Origin of the sequence: Pseudomonas sp. PSB18 (assembly GCF_014596565.1) — a bacterium.
GTDB lineage: Bacteria > Pseudomonadota > Gammaproteobacteria > Pseudomonadales > Pseudomonadaceae > Aquipseudomonas.
This window is the reverse complement of record NZ_NOIN01000019.1, coordinates 1-19,386: the sequence shown is the minus strand read 5'-3', so window position 1 is coordinate 19,386 and position 19,386 is coordinate 1. Positions and strand designations below refer to the sequence as shown.

Below are 19,386 nucleotides of genomic sequence, written 5' to 3'. Positions count from 1 at the left end.
GAGGGGGAAATATAACGTCGGGCGGTCTGTGCGAATCGGCCGCACCGAGCGTCGTCTGCCTGACGAATGGCCGCTTCACGGGTAAAACGCCGGAAAATCTAGGTCGGGACGGGCGCTTTCCCTTCGGTCACGAATCGCACCGCAAAACCGGGTAGAATGCCGCCCACGCAATGAGGGTATTCGGAAATGGCTTTAGTCGGGCGCTACAACAGTTTGCAAGTGGTTAAACACACGAACTTCGGTTTATATCTGGACGGTGGTGCGGACGGTGAAATCCTTTTGCCCAATCGTTATATCCCCAAGGATATTCCCAGCGAAGATGAAGATTGGCTCAATGTTTTTATTTACCTGGACAGCGACGACAAACTGATCGCGACCACGGAAAAACCCAAGGTCCAGGTCGGTGAGTTCGCCAGCCTGAAAGTGGTTGAAGTCAACAGCATCGGTGTGTTCCTCGACTGGGGCCTGCCCAAGGATCTGTTGTTGCCGTTCTCGGAAGAGAAGCGCCAGATGGCTGCCGGGGATTATTGCGTGGTGCACGTCTATCTCGACAAGCACACCCGCCGCATCACCGCCACGGCGCGCCTGGACCGTTATCTGGACAAGACGCCGGCCAACTACACGCCGGGGCAGGAAGTGGATCTGCTGGTTGCCGAGGCCACCGACATGGGCTTCAAGGCGATCATCAATAATCGCCACTGGGGACTTATCCACAAGAACGAAGTCTTCAAGTTCCTGCGCCCCGGCAAGCAGGAAAAAGGTTACATCAAGGAAGTCCGAGGGGACGGCAAGATCAGCCTGAGCCTGCAACCGGTGGGCCAGGAAGCCGCCACCAGCCTGAATGCCAAGATCCTCGCCAAGTTGCGCGACAACAATGGCACCCTGCCGGTCAGCGACAAGAGCGATCCGGCGCTGATCAGCAGCCTGTTTGGCGTCAGCAAGGGCAACTTCAAGAAAGCCATTGGTGCGCTGTACAAGAATGGGCAGATTGTCATTCATGCGGATCGTATTGAGTTGAGCTGATTTGACCACAGAGCTTTCTGGCCCTGTGGCAGACAGTACGTGCCCGCTGGGTCGCGAAGCGGCCCCTCGATATGCCACCTCGGTGTGCCAGTTTTGACCGAGCACACTTGGTTTGGGGCTGCTTCGCAGCCCAGCGGGAGCAAGCTCCCTCGCCACGGATTCTTTGCTGTATACAAAATCCTGCACCTTTAGCATGCACTAGCGCCCTGTTCGTGGGCATATCTATCTTCTTGGCTGCCTTGCAGCACTGCCGTACACCGCGGTTTGTATAACATCCCCCGCCCATGGCACGCATTCTGCGTAGCGCTTCGTATACAAACCATGCCGGCTCCCGTGCGCAGTATGGTGAGCAGGTCGTCTCGGGGGCACGGCGGTACTCATAAGGAGCCCCGCGATGTCCGAGCAATTGCCCAACGGCTACAGCCCCCGTCTCTTTAACGAAGACCTGGGCCCGCTGCCGCAGAAATGGAATTGGTACAACATTTTCGCGTTCTGGATGAGTGATGTGCACAGCGTCGGTGGCTATGTGTTCGCCGCCAGTCTGTTCGCCTTGGGCTTGGCGAGTTGGCAGGTGTTGATCGCGTTATTGGGTGGGATTTGCATTGTGCAGGTGATCGCCAACCTGGTGGCCAAGCCGAGCCAGCAGGCGGCGGTTCCGTATCCGGTGATCTGCCGGCTGGCGTTCGGCGTGTTCGGGGCGAACATCCCTGCGGTGATTCGCGGCTTGATTGCCGTCGCGTGGTACGGCATTCAGACATACCTGGCGTCCAGTGCGCTGATCATCGTGGTGCTGCGGTTCTTCCCCACAATGGACGTGTATGCGACGCCGCATTTTGCCGGTTTGTCTTACCTGGGTTGGTTTGGTTTCCTCAGCCTGTGGTTCGTCCAGGCGCTGGTATTCTGGACGGGCATGGAGTCGATCCGCCGTTTCATCGACTGGGCGGGGCCAGTGGTCTATGCCGTGATGTTTCTGCTGGCCGGCTGGATTGTGTGGAAGGCCGGTTGGAGCAACATCAGCTTTACGCTGGCGGAAAAATCCCTGTCCGGCTGGCAGGCGTTCGGTCAGGTGATCGTGGCGACGGCGCTGGTGGTGTCGTATTTTTCCGGACCGACCCTTAATTTCGGCGATTTCAGTCGCTACTGCCGGAGCATGTCTGACGTGCGCCGGGGTAATTTCTGGGGGCTACCGGTGAATTTCCTGGCGTTCTCGCTGGTCACCGTGGTGATTGTTTCCGGGACCTTGCCGGTGTTCGGCGAAATGCTCCATGACCCGATCGCCACCGTGGCGCGCATCGACAACGATGTGGCGGTGTTGCTCGGGGCCTTCGCTTTCGTGACGGCCACCGTCGGCATCAATATTGTCGCCAACTTCGTCTCGCCGGCCTTCGACTTCGCCAACGTCGCCCCCAGCAAGATCAGCTGGCGTGCCGGCGGTATGATCGCTGCGCTGACGTCGATTTTCATCACGCCCTGGAACCTGTTCAACAATCCTGAAGTGATTCATTACACCCTGGACGTGCTGGCCGCTTTCATCGGCCCGTTGTTCGGGATTCTGCTGGTGGATTTCTACCTGATCAAACAGCAGTCGATTGACGTCGATGCGCTGTTCAATGATGGACCGAGCGGGCGTTATTACTACAGCGGTGGTATCAACTGGACGGCGGTCAAGGCGCTGGTCCCGGCGACGCTGATGGGCGTGGCGATCACCTTCACGCCGCTGCTGCAACCAATGGCCAACTTTGCCTGGTTCACCGGCTGCTTCCTCGGCGGGGTGTTGTATTTTGCCCTGGCGCGGCGTGAGCCGGTCGCCCAACCGAGCCCGTCGTTCAGCTCGGTTGGCCAGGCCTGATCAACGCAGGACGGTTTGGGCGCAAGGGTTCACCGCGCTCCGGCGCGGTAGCAACAACCCACCGGACAGCACCAGGCCGCAGCCGGCAACGATCAGCGCCGGTTGCAGGCCACCGCTGAAGTGGCTGCTCAGCGCCGCCAGCAACGGCCCGCTGAGCTGGCCCACGGCAAAGCAGGCGGTCAACAGCCCGGCGTTGCGCTGGGTGGCATGGGGGGCCAGTTCCCGGGAGCGCAGCATCACCAGTTGCATGCACGCCAGGAACGGCGTGCCACACAGGATGACCCCCAGCGCCAGCCCCGGCCCGCTGCCCAGCAGGCAGGCGAACACTCCGGCGGCCTGCAGCCATAACGTGCCGATCAACCAGCGGCCGGTGCTGTTTGGAGTCGGTCGGCGCAGGCTCACCAGCAATACACCGAGGGCGGCGGCCAGGCCGAAGCAGGGCCAGAACAGATCGGCCTGCCATTGACCATGGAATTGCGCCGAGGCCATCTGCGACAGGAACGTGGCGGGAATGATGTAGCCCACGCCGTACAAGGCGTACACCACGCCGAGCCGGGCAATGTCACGGTTCGGCGATGAGCCGGCCGGCGGTGCAACGGTCACGGCTGCGGCGGGTTGCGGCAGGATTGGCAGCACCACCAGCAGCATCGCCAGGGCCACACCGGCATACACCAGCCACAGCGTGGCCGACGTCTGGGCCAACAGGTTTGAGCCCAAGGCCAGCAAGCCTGTAAGAAAAATCCCCAGCCCCGGTCCGGCGAATACCAGCGCGCCCAGTCGTGGCCGTCCCGCCGCAGCTGCCAGGGGCTGGCTCAAGGCCGTGATCATCACCAACACCCAGGCACTCGCCACGCCCGTGCCGAAGCGCAGTGCAAGGTGCGGCCAGAAACCCCAGGCCCAGAACGACGCCAGGGTCAGCAGCACGCACAGCCAGAGGCCGCCGAGCAAACGTCGACGCACCTGTTCCGGTCGACGGGCGAACATGGCGTCCAGTGCGCCAAGGAAATAACCCAGGTAGTTGGCGGCGGCAATCAGACCGGCGGCGGTCAAGTCGATCTGACCTTCGCCGATGAGATGAGGTAACTGAGGTGTCAGGGCGAAGCGGCCGATGCCCATGGCCATCATCAAGGCGATGAAGCTGGCGAGCAGGCGAACAAGGGGCGACATGGTCGTTCTCCACAGTGAGGCGAATGACCGTCAGGCTAGAACCGATTGACTTTCATTAAAAATGAATAATAGTGAGTAACTTGTTCCTTTTTGGAGAAAGTCGTGGAGTTCAGCCAGTTACGGATTTTCCAGGCCGTGGCCGAGGAGGGGTCCATCACCCGTGCCGCCGAGCGCCTGCACCGGGTACCGTCGAACCTGTCGACCCGGCTCAAGCAGCTCGAAGAGCAATTGGGCGTGGATCTTTTCCTGCGGGAGCGTCAGCGCTTGCAGCTATCGCCTGCGGGAAAAGTCCTGTTGGACTACGCGGCCAAGCTCTTTGCCTTGCACGATGAAGCCCATGCGGCCGTGCAGGGTGGTCAACCGGCCGGGGAATTTGTGCTGGGCACCATGTACAGCACGGCGGCGATTCATCTGCCGGACCTGCTGGCCAGTTATCACCGGGCGTATCCGGCGGTGAACCTGCAAGTGCAGTCCGGGCCCAGCGGCGAATTGCTCGAGGGCTTGCTCACCGGGCGGCTCGATGCGGCGCTGGTGGATGGCCCGCTGGAGCTGGCGGGATTGGACGGGGTGCCGTTGTGCGACGAGCGATTGGTGGTGATCACCGAGGCCGATCATCCGCCGGTGCGCAGTGCGCTGGATGTCCAGGGTCGCTCGGTGTTCACCTTCCGCCGGGGCTGTTCGTACCGCATGCGCCTGGAAGCCTGGTTTGCCCATGACCATGCAACCATGGGCCGGGCGATGGAGATCGAGTCTTACCAGGGGATGCTGGCGTGCGTGATTGCCGGGTCCGGGGTGGCGTTGTTGTCCGAGTCAATGCTGGCCAGCATGCCGGGCCGCGAGCGGGTGGCGGTGCATCCGTTGGCCGAGCCGTTCGCCAGCGCCACGACCTGGCTGATGTGGCGCAAAGGCATGGTCGGGGCCAACCTGAATGCCTGGATCGAGTTGCAGCAACAGGCCTGGCCGCGGAGGCCCGTGGCAACGGCCCAATCGGCTTGAACTACGGACGTGGGATTTGGATCAATTCAGTAACAGATCATTGCAAACAGAGACGAGCATTGCGCAGCACATCGGACTATTATCAACGCGAAGGGGCCACAGAAATCTGCCGCTCGCATGACCCTGAGGGGGCACCACGATGAAAGAGAAAATCCAGAACTGGCTTCACGACTTGGGTGTCGCACTCGGCCTGATCGAACCGCCCATGCAGCCGATCCCGATCCGCACCGATGACGAGCAACGCCGCCGCCAGCCGCGTCGCCGCTGATTATCCTCTGGCGCCATTTTTGTGGGAGCGAGCCTGCTCGCGAATGCGTTGTATCAGCAGTATAAGCCGTCGCTGATACGCCGCCATCGCGAGCAGGCTCGCTCCCACAGTCGTTTATCGATAATCAAACCATCTTCGCCACCACATTCGAGCGTGGCGACAACAGACTCACCACCACAAAACTCACCAACGCTACGCTCAGGCTGTAGTAGATCGGCGTGTTGGCGTCCAGGCCATCCTTGAGCATGAAGAACAGCGCGGTCAGGAAGCCCAGGGACATGCTGGTGATCGCCCCCGCCGTGGTGGCGCGCTTCCAGTAGATGGCACCGATCAACGGGATCAGCATGCCGCCCACTAGCAGGTTGTAGGCCAGGGTCAGGGCGCTGATCACGTCGCTGACCACCAGGGCGATGCCCAGCACCACCACGCCCATCAACAGGGTCGCGATGCGGTTTTCATGGGCGTCGCCGCTGGTGCTTTCGCGGCCTTGGCGCAGACGGGGCAGTAGGTCCTGGACGACGGTGGTCGAGGCCGCGAGCAGGCCTGCCGCGGCGGTGGACATCAGCGCTGCCAGCGCGGCAGCGACCACCAGCCCGCGTATGCCGCTGGGCAGGCTGGTCTGGACGATGCTGGCGAAGGCATTGTTGACGTTGGCAAGGTCCGGCAGCAGCACCTTGGCCGCCATGCCGATCAGCGCCCCGGCCAGACCGTACAGCACGCAGTACAAACCAGCAGCGGTGCCAGCCACTTTTGCCACGCCTTCGCTGCGAGCGGTGAACACCCGCTGCCAGATGTCCTGACCGATGAAGATGCCGAAGAAGTAGATCAGGAAGTAAGTGATGATGGTGTCCCAGCCGATCGCGGTGAGGTCGAAGTAACTGGCCGGTAGTTTCGCCACCATCGCATCCCAGCCGCCGGCGTCCATGATGGACATCGGCATCAGCAGGAACACCAGGCCGACGGTCATGATCAGGAACTGCACGATGTCGGTGAGGGTCAGCGACCACATGCCGCCGATGGTGGAATACAGCACCACCACGCCGCCGCCTACCAGGATCGAGACCCAGAAGGGCAGGCCGAACAGCACCTGCATGACGGTGCCAATGGCGATGGTCGACGTGGCCCCGATCATCAGCGCATAAACCAGCATGATCAATGCACTGGCATGGCGTGCGGCCGGGTTGTAGCGGCGCTCCAATACCTGGGTAACGGTATAGATCTTCAGCTTGAGCAACGGCTTGGCCAGGAACAGGCTCAGGCCGACGATGCCCAGGCCGATGGCGCCGCACAGCCAGAACCCGGAAATCCCATGGACATAGCCCAGGCGCACGGTGCCGATGGTGGACGCACCGCCCAGTACGGTGGCGGCCATGGTGCCCAGGTAGAAGCCCGGGCCGAGGTTGCGCCCGGCGACCAGGTAGTCGTCACGGGTTTTGGCGCGGCGCATGCCGTACCAGCCGAGGGCGATCATGCCGGCGGCATAGATGAGAACGACGATTAAATCCAAAGCCATAGTGGCGGGTCTCCGATTGTATTTTTTATAAGAAGGTCGGGATGAGTGATGCTTTTTGTGGCGAGGGGATTTATCCCCGCTGGGCTGCGAAGCAGCCCCCGAACAGTCGACTCAAGTCTGTCTGATGCACCGAGGTATCAGGGATTGGGACCGCTTAGCGCTCCAGCGGGGATAAATCCCCTCGCCACAGGTTCGGCGCTCGGCTCATTGGGATGCTCCAAACCCTTGCTACGCGAATCCCCCGGTCCATACACCGCCTTCGGTTCCGGGAACACCCCGAGCAACACCAGGTACACCACCGAAGCCAGGCCCAGCGTTACCGGCAGGCTGATGTCGATGCCGCCGGCCAGTTCGCCCAGCGGGCCGACGAACTGCCCCGGCAGGTTGACGAAGCACAGCCCGACCAGCGCGCTGGGGATCCACGCCCCCAGGCCACGCCAGTTCCAGCCGTGGCTGAACCAGTAGCGGCCGCCGGTTTCGCCCCGGGTGAACACTTGCAGGTCATCCGGGCAGTAGAAACCGCGTCGCACCAGCAGGCCGATGATCATGATCACCATCCACGGGGTGGTGCAGGTGATGATCAGCACGGCGAAGGTCGACACGCTCTGCACCAGGTTCGCCGCGAAGCGCCCGATGAAGATGAAGGCAATCGACAGCACGCCGATCAACAGCGTCGCCTTGACCCGCGACAGCACCCGGGGAAACACGCTGGACATATCCAACCCGGTGCCATACAGCGACGTGGTGCCGGTGGACATGCCGCCGATCACCGCAATCAGGCACACCGGCAGGAAGAACCAGGTCGGCGATACCGCCAGCAGCCCGCCCACGTAGTTATTCGCCGCGATGTAGTCCGGTGCCTTGATCGCCACGATGGTGGCGGTGGCGAGGCCGAACAGGAACGGAATCAGCGTCGCCAGTTGCGCGGCGATCACCGCTGCCATGATGCGACGCTTGGGCGTGTGGCGCGGGATGTAGCGCGACCAGTCACCGAGGAACGCACCGAAGGAAATCGGGTTGCTCATGGCCACCAGCGCCGCGCCGATGAAGGCTGCCCAGAAACCCGGTTGGCCGAGACCGACGGTGCCGGCGAACTGGCTGTCGAAGGCCGGTGCGAAGGCGAAGATGCCCAGCAGGAACAGCAGGCTGGCGGCCCACACGGCGATCCGGTTGACCCACAGCATGAAGCGGAAGCCATAGATGCACACCGTCAGTACCAGCAGGGCGAACAGGCCGTAGGCCAAACCCAGGCTCAGGTCGGTTTCTGGCACACCAATCAAGCGCTTGGCGCCACCGATCAGCGCGTCCCCCGAACTCCAGACGGACAGCGAGAAGAACGCGATGGCCGTCAGCAGCGACAGGAACGAACCGACTATCCGCCCGTGCACGCCGAAGTGGGCGCCGGAAGACACGGCGTTGTTGGTCCCGTTGAGTGGGCCGAACAGGCCCATGGGGGCGAGGATGATCGAACCCACCAGCACGCCCAGTACGATCGCCCAGGCTCCTGCCTGGAACGAAAGGCCGAACAGCACCGGAAAACTGCCGAGCACGGCAGTGGCGAAGGTGTTGGCGCCGCCGAAGATCAGGCGAAACAGGTCGCTTGGGCCGGCGGTTCGTTCGTGGTCCGGGATCTGTTCGACCCCGAAGGTTTCAATTTGCGTAAGGCTGTTGTCGTTATTGTTATGCATGATCTGCTCCGGTCATTAAGGCGCGCCCGTCGTGTGCGGGCGTCACCTGTTGCTAAGGGATTGGCAGCCCTTCCGGCATTGCGGACAAATGTTCGTGACAGGCCAGCCATAGGCCTTGTTGTTCTTGGCGAAACACAATGGTCTCGCGCTCCTGGCTAAAGTGTCGCTCCCCTAGCATGCGCAGCTCGGTGGCCACGTCATGGATGAAAACCGCCACGTCCCCTTGCAGGCTGACGAAGGCGTTGGTCGAGGTGCACGAGAGCACCTCGAAACCCTCCTCGGACCGCCAGCGGTCCCACAACACCTGATAGGCATCGCGAGACAACAGGGGCTGTTCGAGGGTGTGGAACACGAAGCTCGCGTCAACGGTGAATGCGCCGAAATAGGCGTCACGATCGTTGCGAGCGAAGGCCGACACCAGTTCAGCGGCGGCCTTGAGTACTTGATCCCGTTCGTTCATGACGGCGCCTCAGCGATGGGCCACGCCGGGCAGTACGCAGAGCATCTCGTACAGCAGGTTGGCGCCCAGCAGCGAGGTGTTGCCGGTGGTGTCGTACGGTGGCGAGACTTCCACCAGATCGCAACCGACCAGATCGAGACCTTGGCAGCCGCGCACGATTTCGATGGCCTGGATGGTGGTCAGGCCGCCGATTTCCGGGGTGCCGGTGCCGGGGGCCCAGGCCGGGTCGATCCCATCGATGTCGAAGCTCAGATACACCGGGCCGCCGCCGACTTTCTCCCGGACTTCGGCCATCAGCGGTGCCAGGGAATGGTGCCAGCACTCTTCGGCCTGGACCACGCGAAAGCCCTGGCGGCGGCTCCAGTTGAAGTCATCGGCGGTGTAGCCCTGCGCCCGCAGGCCGATCTGCACCACGCGGTCGCAATCGAGCAAGCCTTCTTCGACGGCGCGGCGGAAGGTGGTGCCGTGGGCGATTTTCTCGCCGAACATGTGGTCGTTCACATCGGCATGGGCGTCGATGTGCACCAGGCCGACCTTGCCGTGTTTCTTGTGGATGGCCCGCAGGATCGGCAGGGTGATGGTGTGGTCGCCGCCCAGGGTCAGCGGGATGACATTGTGTTCGAGGATCTTGTGGTACGACTCCTCGATGATCCGCACGGCGTCCAGCAGGTTGAAGGTGTTGATCGCCACGTCACCGATGTCGGCGACCGACAGCGAGTCGAACGGTGCGGCACCGGTGGCCATGTTGTAGGGGCGGATCATCACGGATTCGGCGCGGATCTCCCGGGGCCCGAAGCGGGTGCCGGCGCGCAGGGAGGTGCCGATGTCCAGCGGCACGCCGACGAAGGCAGCGTCCAGGCCTGCGGCGGTGGGCACATGGGGAAGTCGCATCATGGTGGCGATGCCGCCGAAGCGCGGCATTTCGTTGCCGCCCAGTGGTTGGTGAAGAATCTTGTCCACAGGTAGGGCCTCATCGTTTGTTTTAGTTATCAGGGGCCGATTCTGCGAAAAGCCTTGGCCGCGAAGAATCGCTGGGGGCAAATACTTAGTTCAGATTTTTCTAAACTAATGCGGAGCGGGGCGATAGACTCGCAAGCAGCGCATGCCCGTACTGGAACCCTCCCATGACCAACGCTCTACCCGACCTGAAACTGCTGCGCATTTTCGTCAGCGTGGTCCGGCACCAGGGGTTCGCCAATGCCCAGCACGAACTCAACCTCTCGACGTCGGCCATCAGCACCTACATGAGCCAGCTCGAGTCGGCCTTGGGCCTGGTGCTGTGTCATCGCGGTCGGGGCGGTTTCAGCCTGACCAGCAAGGGCGAGTTGTTCCATCAGGAAACCCTGCGCCTGTTGGGCGAGCTCGAAGGTTTCGAGCAGTACGCCGCAGCGCTGAAGGGTGAGTTGCGTGGCACGTTGAACCTGGGGGTGATCGATTCCACCGTCAGCGACAAGGCCCTGCCGTTCGCCGAAGTCATTGGCGCCTACAGCCTTGAGCACCCGGCGGTGCACCTGCACTTGTCGGTCATGAGCCCTTACGAACTGCAACTCGGCGTGCAGGACAACCGCCTGGACCTGGCCATCGGTGCTTTTTCCACGCGCATGAGCGGGCTGGTCTACATGCCGCTGTACCGCGAGCAGCACTGGTTGTACTGCAGCAACCGCCACCCCCTGTTCAACGAACGGCGCATTCCCGAACAGCTCATCACCCAACAGCGGATGGTCGGGCGTGGTTATTGGAGCCAGGCCGAGCTGGCCCGCCACGGCTTCAAGCACAGCGCTGCGACGGTGGAGAGCATGGAGGCGCAACTGATCCTGGTCTTGTCTGGCGCCTACGTCGGTTATTTACCCGAGCATTACGCCCAGGCCTGGGTCGACAGGGGCGACTTGCGGGTGCTGCTGCCGGCCACGTTCGGTTATCAGGCGCCGTTTTCGATGATCATGCGCCGGGGCCGCAGCCGCGAGCCGCTGATCCAGACTTTCCGCGACCTGCTTAAAGCGCAGCTCCACCAGGCCTGAGGTGACGATGTCCAGAATCCATTGCTCGCGCTGCCACAGACCGCAAAGCCATTGCCTGTGCCCGCTGATCCCTAGCCTCGACAGCCGCACCCGGGTCCTGCTGTTGCAACATCCCAGCGAAGTGAACCACGCCTTGAACACCGCCCGGTTGGCGGCGCTGGGGCTCAACAATGCCGAGTTGATCGTGGGGGAAGTGTTCGAGGATCTGCCTGCGTTGCTCGATCGACCGGGGTATCGGGCCTGCCTGCTGTTTCCCGGCGAGGACGCGCAGCCGTTGCAGACCTGTGGGCCGTCCGATGATCCACTGCTATTGGTCGTGCCGGACGGCACCTGGCGCAAGGCGCGCAAGTTGCTGCACCTCAATCCTTTACTGGCGGCGCTGCCGAGGGTGACGCTGGCCGACGGCGGAGTGTCCCGTTACCGCCTACGCAAGGCACCAGGACCTGGGGCGCTGTCGACGGTGGAGGCGATTGTCCAGGCGTTGCAGGTGCTGGAAGCGCCGATGAGTTTCGAGCCGTTGCTCAGGCCGTTCGAGGCGTTGATCGAGGGGCAGATTGCGGCGATGGGGGAGGAGACTTACCAGCGTAACCACACCCACTGATGATCGTTCCCACGCTCCGCGTGGGAATGCCGCCAGGGACGCTCAGCGTCCTCCCAAGGACGCGGAGCGTCACAGGATGCATGCCCACGCAGAGCGTGGGAACGATCAGGCCATTACCGCTCGCGCATCGCCTCGGTCCGCGCCTTCAACACCGGCTTGAGCAGGTAATCCAGCACACTTTTCTCCCCGGTAATAATGTCCACCGTCGCCACCATCCCCGGGATGATCAGCAGCGGTTTGGTGTCGCCGCCCAGATGGTTCTTATCGGTACGCACCTGGATCAGGTAGAAACTGTTGCCCTTGTCGTCGGTGATGGTGTCGGCACCGATCAGTTCGAGTCGGGCACTGAGCCCGCCGTAGATCGTGTAGTCATAGGCGCTGAACTTGACCATGGCTTTCTGGCCCGGATTCAGGAAAGCAACGTCTTGCGGGCGGACTTTGGCTTCGATCAGCAGGTTGTCCTCCATGGGCACGATTTCCACCATGTCGCTGCCTGGTTGCACTACGCCGCCGATGGTGTTGACCTTGAGCTGCTTGATCACCCCATGCACCGGTGAAACCACGGTGGTGCGGGTCACGCGGTCGTCGATGGCGATGCTCGAGGCGGTGATCTTCGACAGGTCCGTGCGTTTCTCGTTGAGTTCCTTGGCCGCGTCGGAGCGGAACGTCTGTTCCGATTCGTCGATCTTGCTCTTGATTTCGTTAATGGCCGATTCAGCCCGGGGAATCGCCAGGGTGGTGGCGTTGAGCGAGCCGCGGATCTCCACCGCGCTGCGCTTGAGCCGCAGGATTTCCACCGGTGATACCGCCCCGGTGCTCACCAGCGGCGCGGACATGTTCATTTCCTCTTGCAGCAGGGCCAGGCTGGAACTGAACTGGCCTTGCTTGGAGCGAAACTCCGCCAGCTCCTGGGTCTTTTGTCGCAGTTGTTCGGTCAGGGTCCGCTGTTCGCTGGCCAGGCGTCGTTGCCGTTGCTCATACAGCGAGCGCTCGTCCTCGGCCACTTGCGGAGCCTTGGCGGTCACCTCGGCCGATACCTGGAATGGTCGTCCCTCGGCTTCCGCCGACAGGCGCTGGACCTGGGCCATCAAGGCATAGCGGTCGGCCTCGCTCTCGCCCTTGTTCGACCGATACCGCGTATCGTCCAGGCGCAGCAGGGTGTCGCCCTTGTTCACCATCTGGCCTTCGCGCACAAAGATCTCGGTGACGATGCCGCCCTCCAGGTTCTGGATCACCTGAACCTTGCTCGAGGGAATCGCCTTGCCCTCGCCGGTGGTGACTTCTTGCAGGATTGCCAGTTTCGCCCAGACCAGTGCGGTGACGATCAGCCCTGCGGCCAGCCACACGGTGACGCGGGATCGACGGGGTGAGTCCTGCAGCGCCGCACCGGCGGTTTCCGGCATGAACTCGCTTTCGGCACTTTTGCTGAAACTGCCGAAGTAGCTTCGGGTGGCTGGATCGGATGTTTGGGCAGACATGGGGATACCCGTCGGTTAAGTGAAGTAATGCTGGGCACGGTTTTTGTGGCGAGGGGATTTATCCCCGCTGGGCTGCGAAGCGGCCCTAAAACCTGACACCTCGGTATATCAGGCAGATTGAGTTGACTGTTTTGGGGCCGCTTTGCAGCCCAGCGGGGCGGTGCGACGTTTCGCTAAATCCCCTCGCCACAGGGTTCGGTGGTGCTCGCTAGGCCGTTCCGGAGCCCACCCGCCCTTTGCGCAGCGCATCGATCACCACTTCCTTCGGCCCATCCGCGACGATCCGGCCGTTGTCCAGCACCACCAGGCGATCCACCAGGCTCAGCATCGAGGTGCGGTGCGTGACCAGTAGCAAGGTCTTGCCCTGGATGTGGGTGTGAAGCTTTTGTCGCAAGGTGTCTTCGCTGCTGTTGTCCATGGCGCTGGTAGGTTCGTCCAACAGCAGGATCGGTGGGTCGAGCAACAGGGCCCGGGCCAGCAGCACGGCCTGGCGCTGGCCACCGGAGAGCAGTTGGCCGCGTTCGCCCACCGGGCGGTCGAAGCCCTGGGGGTGCTGGCGGGCCAGTTCGCTGACACCGGTCAGTTCCGCCACTTCAAGCATGCGTGCATCGCTGATGTAGCGGGCACCGAGGGTCAGGTTATCGCGCAGGCTACCGGCCAGCAGCGGCAGGTCATGGGCGACATAGCCGATCTGTTGGCGCAGGTCGGCGACGTCCAGTTGCCGCAGGTCCAGGCCGTCGAGCAACAGCTGGCCTTCCTGCGGTTCATAAAAACCCATCACCAGGCGCGCCAGGGTGCTTTTGCCCGAGCCACTGCGTCCGATGATCCCGACCCGTTCGCCGGCCTTGAGATGAAAGCTCGCGTTCGACAGCGCCGGTGTGCTCTGGTCGTTGTAGTGGAATGTCACGCCTTGGACATCCAGCGCGCCCTGCAACTGGGTGCGGTCCAGGGGCCGTTGCTTGGCATCGCGTTCCTGGGGCAACGCCATCAGGGCATCGGTGCTGCGCATGGTGAGCTGGGCCTGCTGGTAACGGGTGATCAGTCCGGCGATCTGCCCCAGCGGCGCCAGGACCCGGCTGCCCAGCATATAGGACGCCACCAGTGCGCCGACGCTGAGGTTGCCGGCGATGATGCTGTAGACCCCGGCGACAATGGTGGTCATGCCGGCCAGTTGTTGCAGGAACAGGGTGCCGTTGGTCGCCAGCGCCGAGAGGCTGCGTGCGTGGCTGTCCAGGCGGGTGAGGGCACCGTGGGTGCTTTCCCATTGATGCTGGCGCTCGCTTTCCGCGCTGCAGGCCTTGAGGGTCTCCAGGCCGCCGAGGGTTTCGATCAGCAAGGCCTGGCGCTGGGCACCCAGGGCCAGGCTTTTTTGTACGGTGTCGCGCAGGCGCACCTGGATGATCATCGCGAAGATCACCGTGATCGGAAACGCCACCACCGGAATGACCACCAGCCAGCCCCCCAGCAAGCCGATCACCAGCAGCATCAACACGGCGAAAGGGAGGTCGATCAGGCTGGTGAGGGTCACGGCGGTGAGAAACTCCCGCAGGCCCTGAAAGTCATGGATGCTCTGGGCGAACCCGCCGATGGTCACCGGCCGGGCCTTCATCGCCATGCCGGTGATGCGTTCGAACAGGGTGGCGGAGAGAATCACGTCGGTTTTCTTGCCGGCGCTGTCCAGCAAGTGGGCGCGCACCACCCGCAGCACCAACTCGAAGCCGGTGCCGATCAACAGCCCCACGGCCAACACCCACAGGGTGGACGTGGCCTGGTTCGGCACCACGCGGTCGTAGGTCTGCATGACGAACAGCGGCACCATCAGCCCCAGCAGGTTGATGAGCAGGCTCGCCAGGATCGCGTCGCTGTACAGCCAACGGGACAGTTTCAAGGTGTCGCGAAACCATGCCTCGACCCTTGGCACCAGGGGCGAGCGCAGGTCTTCGAGTTCATGGCGTGGCCGGGCGAACAGTGCCTGGCCAGCGTAATCGGCGGTCAGTTCCTCGCGGCTGACCCATTGCTCGCCGCCATCGGCTTCGCAGGGCAGGATCAGTGCCCGGCCATCCTCGTGCCAACGTCGCAATACCGCGCAACGACCACCGGCCAGGATCAGCATCACCGGTAGATTGAGCGGTGAAATCTCAGCCAGGCCACGGCGCAGCAGCCGTGCCTGCAAACCGGCCCGGGCCGTTGCACGAGGCAGCAGGTCCAGGCTCAGTCGTTGGTGCGCCATTGGGAGCCCGGCGCTGAGGCTGGCGCGGCTGACCGCCGCGCCATGGAGTTTACAGAGGATCAACAGACCATCCAGCAGAGGGTCATCGAAGCTCAGGCGCGGATCGGCGCCGGGGATAGCGGGTTCCATGCTGGTCACATTGATCGCTCCCAGTGGGCTATTTCAATTCGGGCAGCCGTGCTTCGCTCTTGACTTCGGTCTGGGCGATGGCGTCGGCCGGCAGCACGATCCGTTGTTTGCTCAACAACAGGCCCATGTTCGCCAGCACCCGGTACATCGAGTATTCCTCGGTGTAGCGCACTTCGGTGTAGCGACGATTGGCGTTGTACAGCTCGTTTTCGCTGTCGAGCAGGTCGAGCAGGGTCCGCTGGCCGAGGCCGAACTGATCCTGGTAGGCGGCGCGCACGCGGGCGGTGGTGTCGGCGTATTCCCGGGCGGTGGGGGTCTGTTTGCGAGCGTTGAGCATCGCGTTCCAGGCCAGGCGCGTGTCTTCGTTGAGCTGGCGCAGGGCATTGTTGCGGATGTCCATGGCCTGGTCGATCTGGTGCGCGTTGGACGCCAACCGTGCCTTGTCGCTGCCGCCGCGGAACAGGTTGTAGTTCATCACCACACCGACCCGCCAGTTGTTGTCGTGACCTTCTTCGCCACCGATGTTGTTATTGGCGCCCACCGCGGCCTCGGCGTCGAAGCGCGGGTAGAACGGTGATTTGGCCACTTCATATTGGCTCTCGGCGGACTGCACGTCGGCCTGGGCCGATTTCAGATACGGGTGGTTGTCCACCATGCTCTGCTGGGCTTCGCGCAGGTCGGCGGGCATTTCCCCCTTGGTCGACGGCGGTGCTTCCAGCTCATCGGGCATGCGCCCGACCACGCTGTAGAAGTTCGCCTCAGCGTCGGCCAGGTCGACCTGGGCGGTGTCGTAGTTGTTTTCCGCCAGGGCCCGACGGGCATTGGACTGATCGGAGTCGGCGGTGCTGCCCACCCCGCGCTGGGTGCGCAGGCCGATCTGGTCGTTGACCCGCAGGTGTGCCTGCAGGTTGTTCTTGGCCAGGGTCACCAGTTCGCGACGCTTGAGCACTTCGAGGTAGACCTCAATGGTGCGCAGGGCCAGGTCCTGGGCGGTGCCTTGTGCGTAATAGGCACGGGAATTGACGACGCCCTTGGTGCGCTCCACCTCATTGCTGGTGTTGAACCCGTCAAAGAGCATCTGCCGCAGGCGCAGCTCCGACTGGGTATAGGTCAGGGTATTGGTGTTGTGATTACCCAGAGCGCGGGTGTTGGGGTTGTCACTGTAGCCACGGCCGTAGCCGGCATTCAAATCCACTGACGGAAAGAAGCCCCCTCTGGCGACCTTGACGTCTTCATTGGCCGACAGACGGCTGTCCACTCGTTGCGCCAGTTCAGGGTGAGTCGCGATGGTGCTCTGGATCGCTTCGGTCAGCGACATGGCCTGCGCAGCAGAAGTGCAGGCCATGGCCAGCAGAACGGCGCTGCAAAGAGGGGATAAAACGCGCATGGGGTGCATCTCCTGAGGTCTGTTGTGCTTCTGTGTCGCCAGAATATTGACGTATTTAAGATCAAAACCGTTTCAACCTTGTAACAACACAGCTAAGAACATCCTGGGGGAAACCTAAGAAGAATTTCTCATAAGGCTTATGTCGAAAAAAACTTATGAACCCGGAAAAAAGCGGCACATTGTTTTGGGGGTAAGCCTTTTAAAATGCGGGCTCTGACGACTTTTAGACGTCAAATAAAAGTTCCATTGGAATTTTGAAACAATGTGAAGAGGTGCTGACAGGGCAGAACGAGCAGGCGTTTAAGCGACGGTTTTTTGTCATTGTGGCAAAGAGCTAGCGCTTCTGAAACCTGCGAAAGCTGGCAGATTTTCCAGATTTCTTGGCCGCCCCGAGCACGAATTTCTTCACCTAAAACAGGTGCCGACCGCGGTTGGCAACGGAGGAATGCACATGGCAGCGCTCATCGGTACCGTCAGCAAGATCGTGGGGCAGGTTTTCGCAGAGACGGCCGCAGGCCAGCGGCGACCTCTGGTCGAAGGGGATCGGCTGTATGCCGGCGAGCACCTGATCACCGGTGCCGAAGGGGCGGTGGCCGTACATCTTGCGAACGGCCAGGACCTGACCCTGGGCCGTGAAAGCAACCTGACACTCTCCACGCAGTTGCTCGCCCATCAGGTCCCCCATGTCGAGGCGCCTGAAGAGGTGACTCCGACCACCGGGCAACTGACCGATGTGCAGAAACTGCAGCAAGCCATCGCCGCCGGTGCCGACCCGACCCAGACCGGCGAAGCCACGGCCGCCGGCCCCGGTGCCGGTAACGCGCCCGGTGCTTTGGGCGGGGGGCACAGCTTCGTTCTGCTGGAAGAGGTGGGCGGGGCCGTTGCACCGCAGATCGGCTTTCCTACAGCCGGGTTCAATGGAATTCCCGAATTTCCGCTGATACGCCTGGCTGGCGATGGGAATGACAACGGCAACAATGAAGCCGTGCCACCGGTGACCCCTGAACCCCCAGACAATCCCGTGACCCTCGACGGGCTGAGCGTGGAAGGTGGCGAACTGACCGCAAACGAGGCTAACTTGCCCGACGGCTCAGCCAGCAATCCGGGTGCGTTGGTACAAAGCGGCACTTTTACCGTGAACGCACCTGACGGGCTGAGCAGCCTGAGCATCGGCGGCATCAGCGTGATAGCCGGTGGCGTCCCCGCAGGTTTCCCTCAGGCCATCACCACCGCGCTGGGCAACACCCTGACCATCACCGGGTACAACCCCGCCACCGGCGTGGTCAGCTACACCTACACCCTGCTCGACAATGAAATCCATCCAACCGGCGACGGTGCCAACACCCTCACCGAGCAGTTCCCGGTCGTGGCCGTGGACACTGACGGCGACAGCGCCACCGGCACTCTGGACGTCAACATCACCGACGACGTGCCCCAGGCGATCGACGACAACAACGCCAGCACCGCCTCGGAAACCCTGGTCACCCTCACCGGCAGCGTATTGCCCAACGACCACCAGGGTGCCGACCGCATACCCACCGGTCCCGACAGCGGGCCGATCATCGGCGGGACGTTCACCGGAACCTACGGCACCCTGGTGCTCAACCCCAACGGTACATACACCTACACCCTGGACACTAGCGACCCGCAATTCGTGGCGCTGCACGGCGGGGGAAGCGGTACCGAAACCTTCACCTATACCCTGACCGATGCGGATGGCGATACCAGCACTGCGAACCTGGTGCTGCAAGTGCACAACAACGACGATCCGGTGATCATCACCGGCCTGAACACCGAGGGTGGCGAGCTGACGGTGCAGGAGAAAAACCTCAGCGACGGCAGCAGTCCCGATGCGCCGGCATTGACCCAAAACGGCACCTTTACCGTGACCGCGCTGGACGGCGTGCAAACCCTGAGCGTCGGAGGCATCAGTGTCGTCAGCGGCGGCGTGGCGGCAGGTTTTCCACAGTCCATCACCACGGCGTTGGGCAACACCCTGACCATCACCGGCTTCAACGCGGCCACCGGGGTAGTCAGCTACAGCTACACCCTGCTGGACAACGAAGCCCACCCGAACGCCAACGGTGCCAACAGCCTCAGCGAGCAGTTCACCGTCGTCGCCACGGATGACAACGGCACTACGGCAACTGGCAATCTCGATGTGAACATCGTCGATGACTTGCCCCATGCGGTGGACGACAGCAACGCCGGCACTGCCTCGGAAACCCACCTGACCCTGACCGGCAGTGTGCTGACCAACGACAGCGAAGGCGCAGACCACGTCGCTTCCGGCCCCATCACCCCGGGCACGTTCACCGGCACCTACGGCACTCTGGTGCTCAACGCCGACGGTTCCTACACCTACACCCTCAACCCCGCCGACACCGATTTCAAAGGTCTGCACGGTGGCGGTGACGGTACTGAGACCTTTACCTACACCCTGACCGATGCGGACGGTGACACCAGCACTGCGAACCTGGTGCTGCAAGTGCACAACAACGACGATCCGGTGATCATCACCGGCCTGGACACCGAGGGCGGCGAGCTGACGGTGCAGGAGAAAAACCTCAGCGACGGCA

15 protein-coding genes are annotated in these 19,386 nt (G+C 62.4%); 7 read left to right on the top strand and 8 right to left on the bottom strand.

Annotated features, from left to right (window positions below; all coding sequences use genetic code 11):
* The first annotated feature begins 186 nt into the window (after positions 1-186).
* A complete protein-coding gene (locus tag CGA22_RS26885) occupies positions 187-1,023 on the top strand; it encodes a S1 RNA-binding domain-containing protein (RefSeq protein ID WP_041020367.1) in 837 nt (278 codons plus the stop codon).
* Between the two features lie 394 nt (positions 1,024-1,417).
* Complete coding sequence (locus tag CGA22_RS26880; protein ID WP_041020368.1) at positions 1,418-2,872, top strand: NCS1 family nucleobase:cation symporter-1; 1,455 nt, start codon at positions 1,418-1,420, stop codon at positions 2,870-2,872.
* Here CGA22_RS26880 and CGA22_RS26875 read toward each other — a convergent pair whose 3' ends face one another.
* Complete coding sequence (locus CGA22_RS26875; RefSeq protein WP_041020369.1) at positions 2,873-4,039, bottom strand: MFS transporter; 1,167 nt, start codon at positions 4,037-4,039, stop codon at positions 2,873-2,875.
* A 102-nt stretch (positions 4,040-4,141) separates the two neighbouring features.
* Here CGA22_RS26875 and ptrR point away from each other — a divergent pair, with 102 nt between their 5' ends.
* Together ptrR and CGA22_RS27265 are read left to right on the top strand one after the other, a co-directional pair.
* Positions 4,142-5,035 carry a putrescine utilization regulator PtrR gene (gene ptrR / locus CGA22_RS26870; RefSeq protein ID WP_041020370.1) on the top strand — a complete coding sequence of 298 codons (894 nt, stop codon included), beginning with the start codon at positions 4,142-4,144 and terminating at the stop codon, positions 5,033-5,035.
* Positions 5,036-5,174: 139 nt separating this feature from the next.
* Positions 5,175-5,303 carry a PA1414 family protein gene (locus CGA22_RS27265; protein ID WP_256222727.1) on the top strand — a complete coding sequence of 43 codons (129 nt, stop codon included), beginning with the start codon at positions 5,175-5,177 and terminating at the stop codon, positions 5,301-5,303.
* 124 nt (positions 5,304-5,427) lie between these two features.
* Here CGA22_RS27265 and CGA22_RS26865 read toward each other — a convergent pair whose 3' ends face one another.
* From CGA22_RS26865 to speB, 4 genes are all read right to left on the bottom strand, one after another.
* A complete protein-coding gene (locus CGA22_RS26865) occupies positions 5,428-6,816 on the bottom strand; it encodes a sodium:solute symporter (RefSeq protein ID WP_041020371.1) in 1,389 nt (462 codons plus the stop codon).
* A 137-nt stretch (positions 6,817-6,953) separates the two neighbouring features.
* Complete coding sequence (locus tag CGA22_RS26860; protein WP_256223040.1) at positions 6,954-8,507, bottom strand: purine-cytosine permease family protein; 1,554 nt, start codon at positions 8,505-8,507, stop codon at positions 6,954-6,956.
* Positions 8,508-8,556: 49 nt separating this feature from the next.
* Positions 8,557-8,964 (bottom strand): YybH family protein, encoded by a 408-nt coding sequence (locus tag CGA22_RS26855; RefSeq protein ID WP_041020373.1) that lies wholly within the window; start codon positions 8,962-8,964, stop codon positions 8,557-8,559.
* A 9-nt stretch (positions 8,965-8,973) separates the two neighbouring features.
* On the bottom strand, positions 8,974-9,924 hold the full coding sequence (speB, locus tag CGA22_RS26850) for an agmatinase (RefSeq protein ID WP_024779101.1): 951 nt from the start codon (positions 9,922-9,924) through the stop codon (positions 8,974-8,976).
* A gap of 164 nt (positions 9,925-10,088) precedes the next feature.
* Here speB and CGA22_RS26845 point away from each other — a divergent pair, with 164 nt between their 5' ends.
* Positions 10,089-10,982, top strand: coding sequence for a LysR family transcriptional regulator (locus CGA22_RS26845; protein WP_041020374.1), 894 nt, complete (start codon positions 10,089-10,091; stop codon positions 10,980-10,982).
* A 7-nt stretch (positions 10,983-10,989) separates the two neighbouring features.
* Positions 10,990-11,583 (top strand): tRNA-uridine aminocarboxypropyltransferase, encoded by a 594-nt coding sequence (locus tag CGA22_RS26840; RefSeq protein WP_041020375.1) that lies wholly within the window; start codon positions 10,990-10,992, stop codon positions 11,581-11,583.
* A 113-nt stretch (positions 11,584-11,696) separates the two neighbouring features.
* On the opposite strand, the gene CGA22_RS26835 is transcribed toward CGA22_RS26840, so the two are convergent.
* The 3 genes from CGA22_RS26835 to CGA22_RS26825 all read right to left on the bottom strand — a co-directional run bounded on the left by CGA22_RS26835 (position 11,697) and on the right by CGA22_RS26825 (position 16,807).
* Complete coding sequence (locus CGA22_RS26835) at positions 11,697-13,061, bottom strand: HlyD family type I secretion periplasmic adaptor subunit (protein ID WP_041020376.1); 1,365 nt, start codon at positions 13,059-13,061, stop codon at positions 11,697-11,699.
* A 208-nt stretch (positions 13,062-13,269) separates the two neighbouring features.
* Positions 13,270-15,429 carry a type I secretion system permease/ATPase gene (locus CGA22_RS26830; RefSeq protein WP_041020377.1) on the bottom strand — a complete coding sequence of 720 codons (2,160 nt, stop codon included), beginning with the start codon at positions 15,427-15,429 and terminating at the stop codon, positions 13,270-13,272.
* A gap of 19 nt (positions 15,430-15,448) precedes the next feature.
* Positions 15,449-16,807, bottom strand: a complete 1,359-nt coding sequence (locus tag CGA22_RS26825; RefSeq protein ID WP_041020378.1) for a TolC family outer membrane protein — start codon at positions 16,805-16,807, stop codon at positions 15,449-15,451.
* 451 nt (positions 16,808-17,258) lie between these two features.
* Between CGA22_RS26825 and CGA22_RS26820 the strand changes: the two genes are divergently transcribed.
* Positions 17,259-19,386, top strand: a 2,128-nt coding sequence (locus tag CGA22_RS26820) for a retention module-containing protein (protein ID WP_188258758.1), incomplete at its 3' end; no start/stop codon positions are given.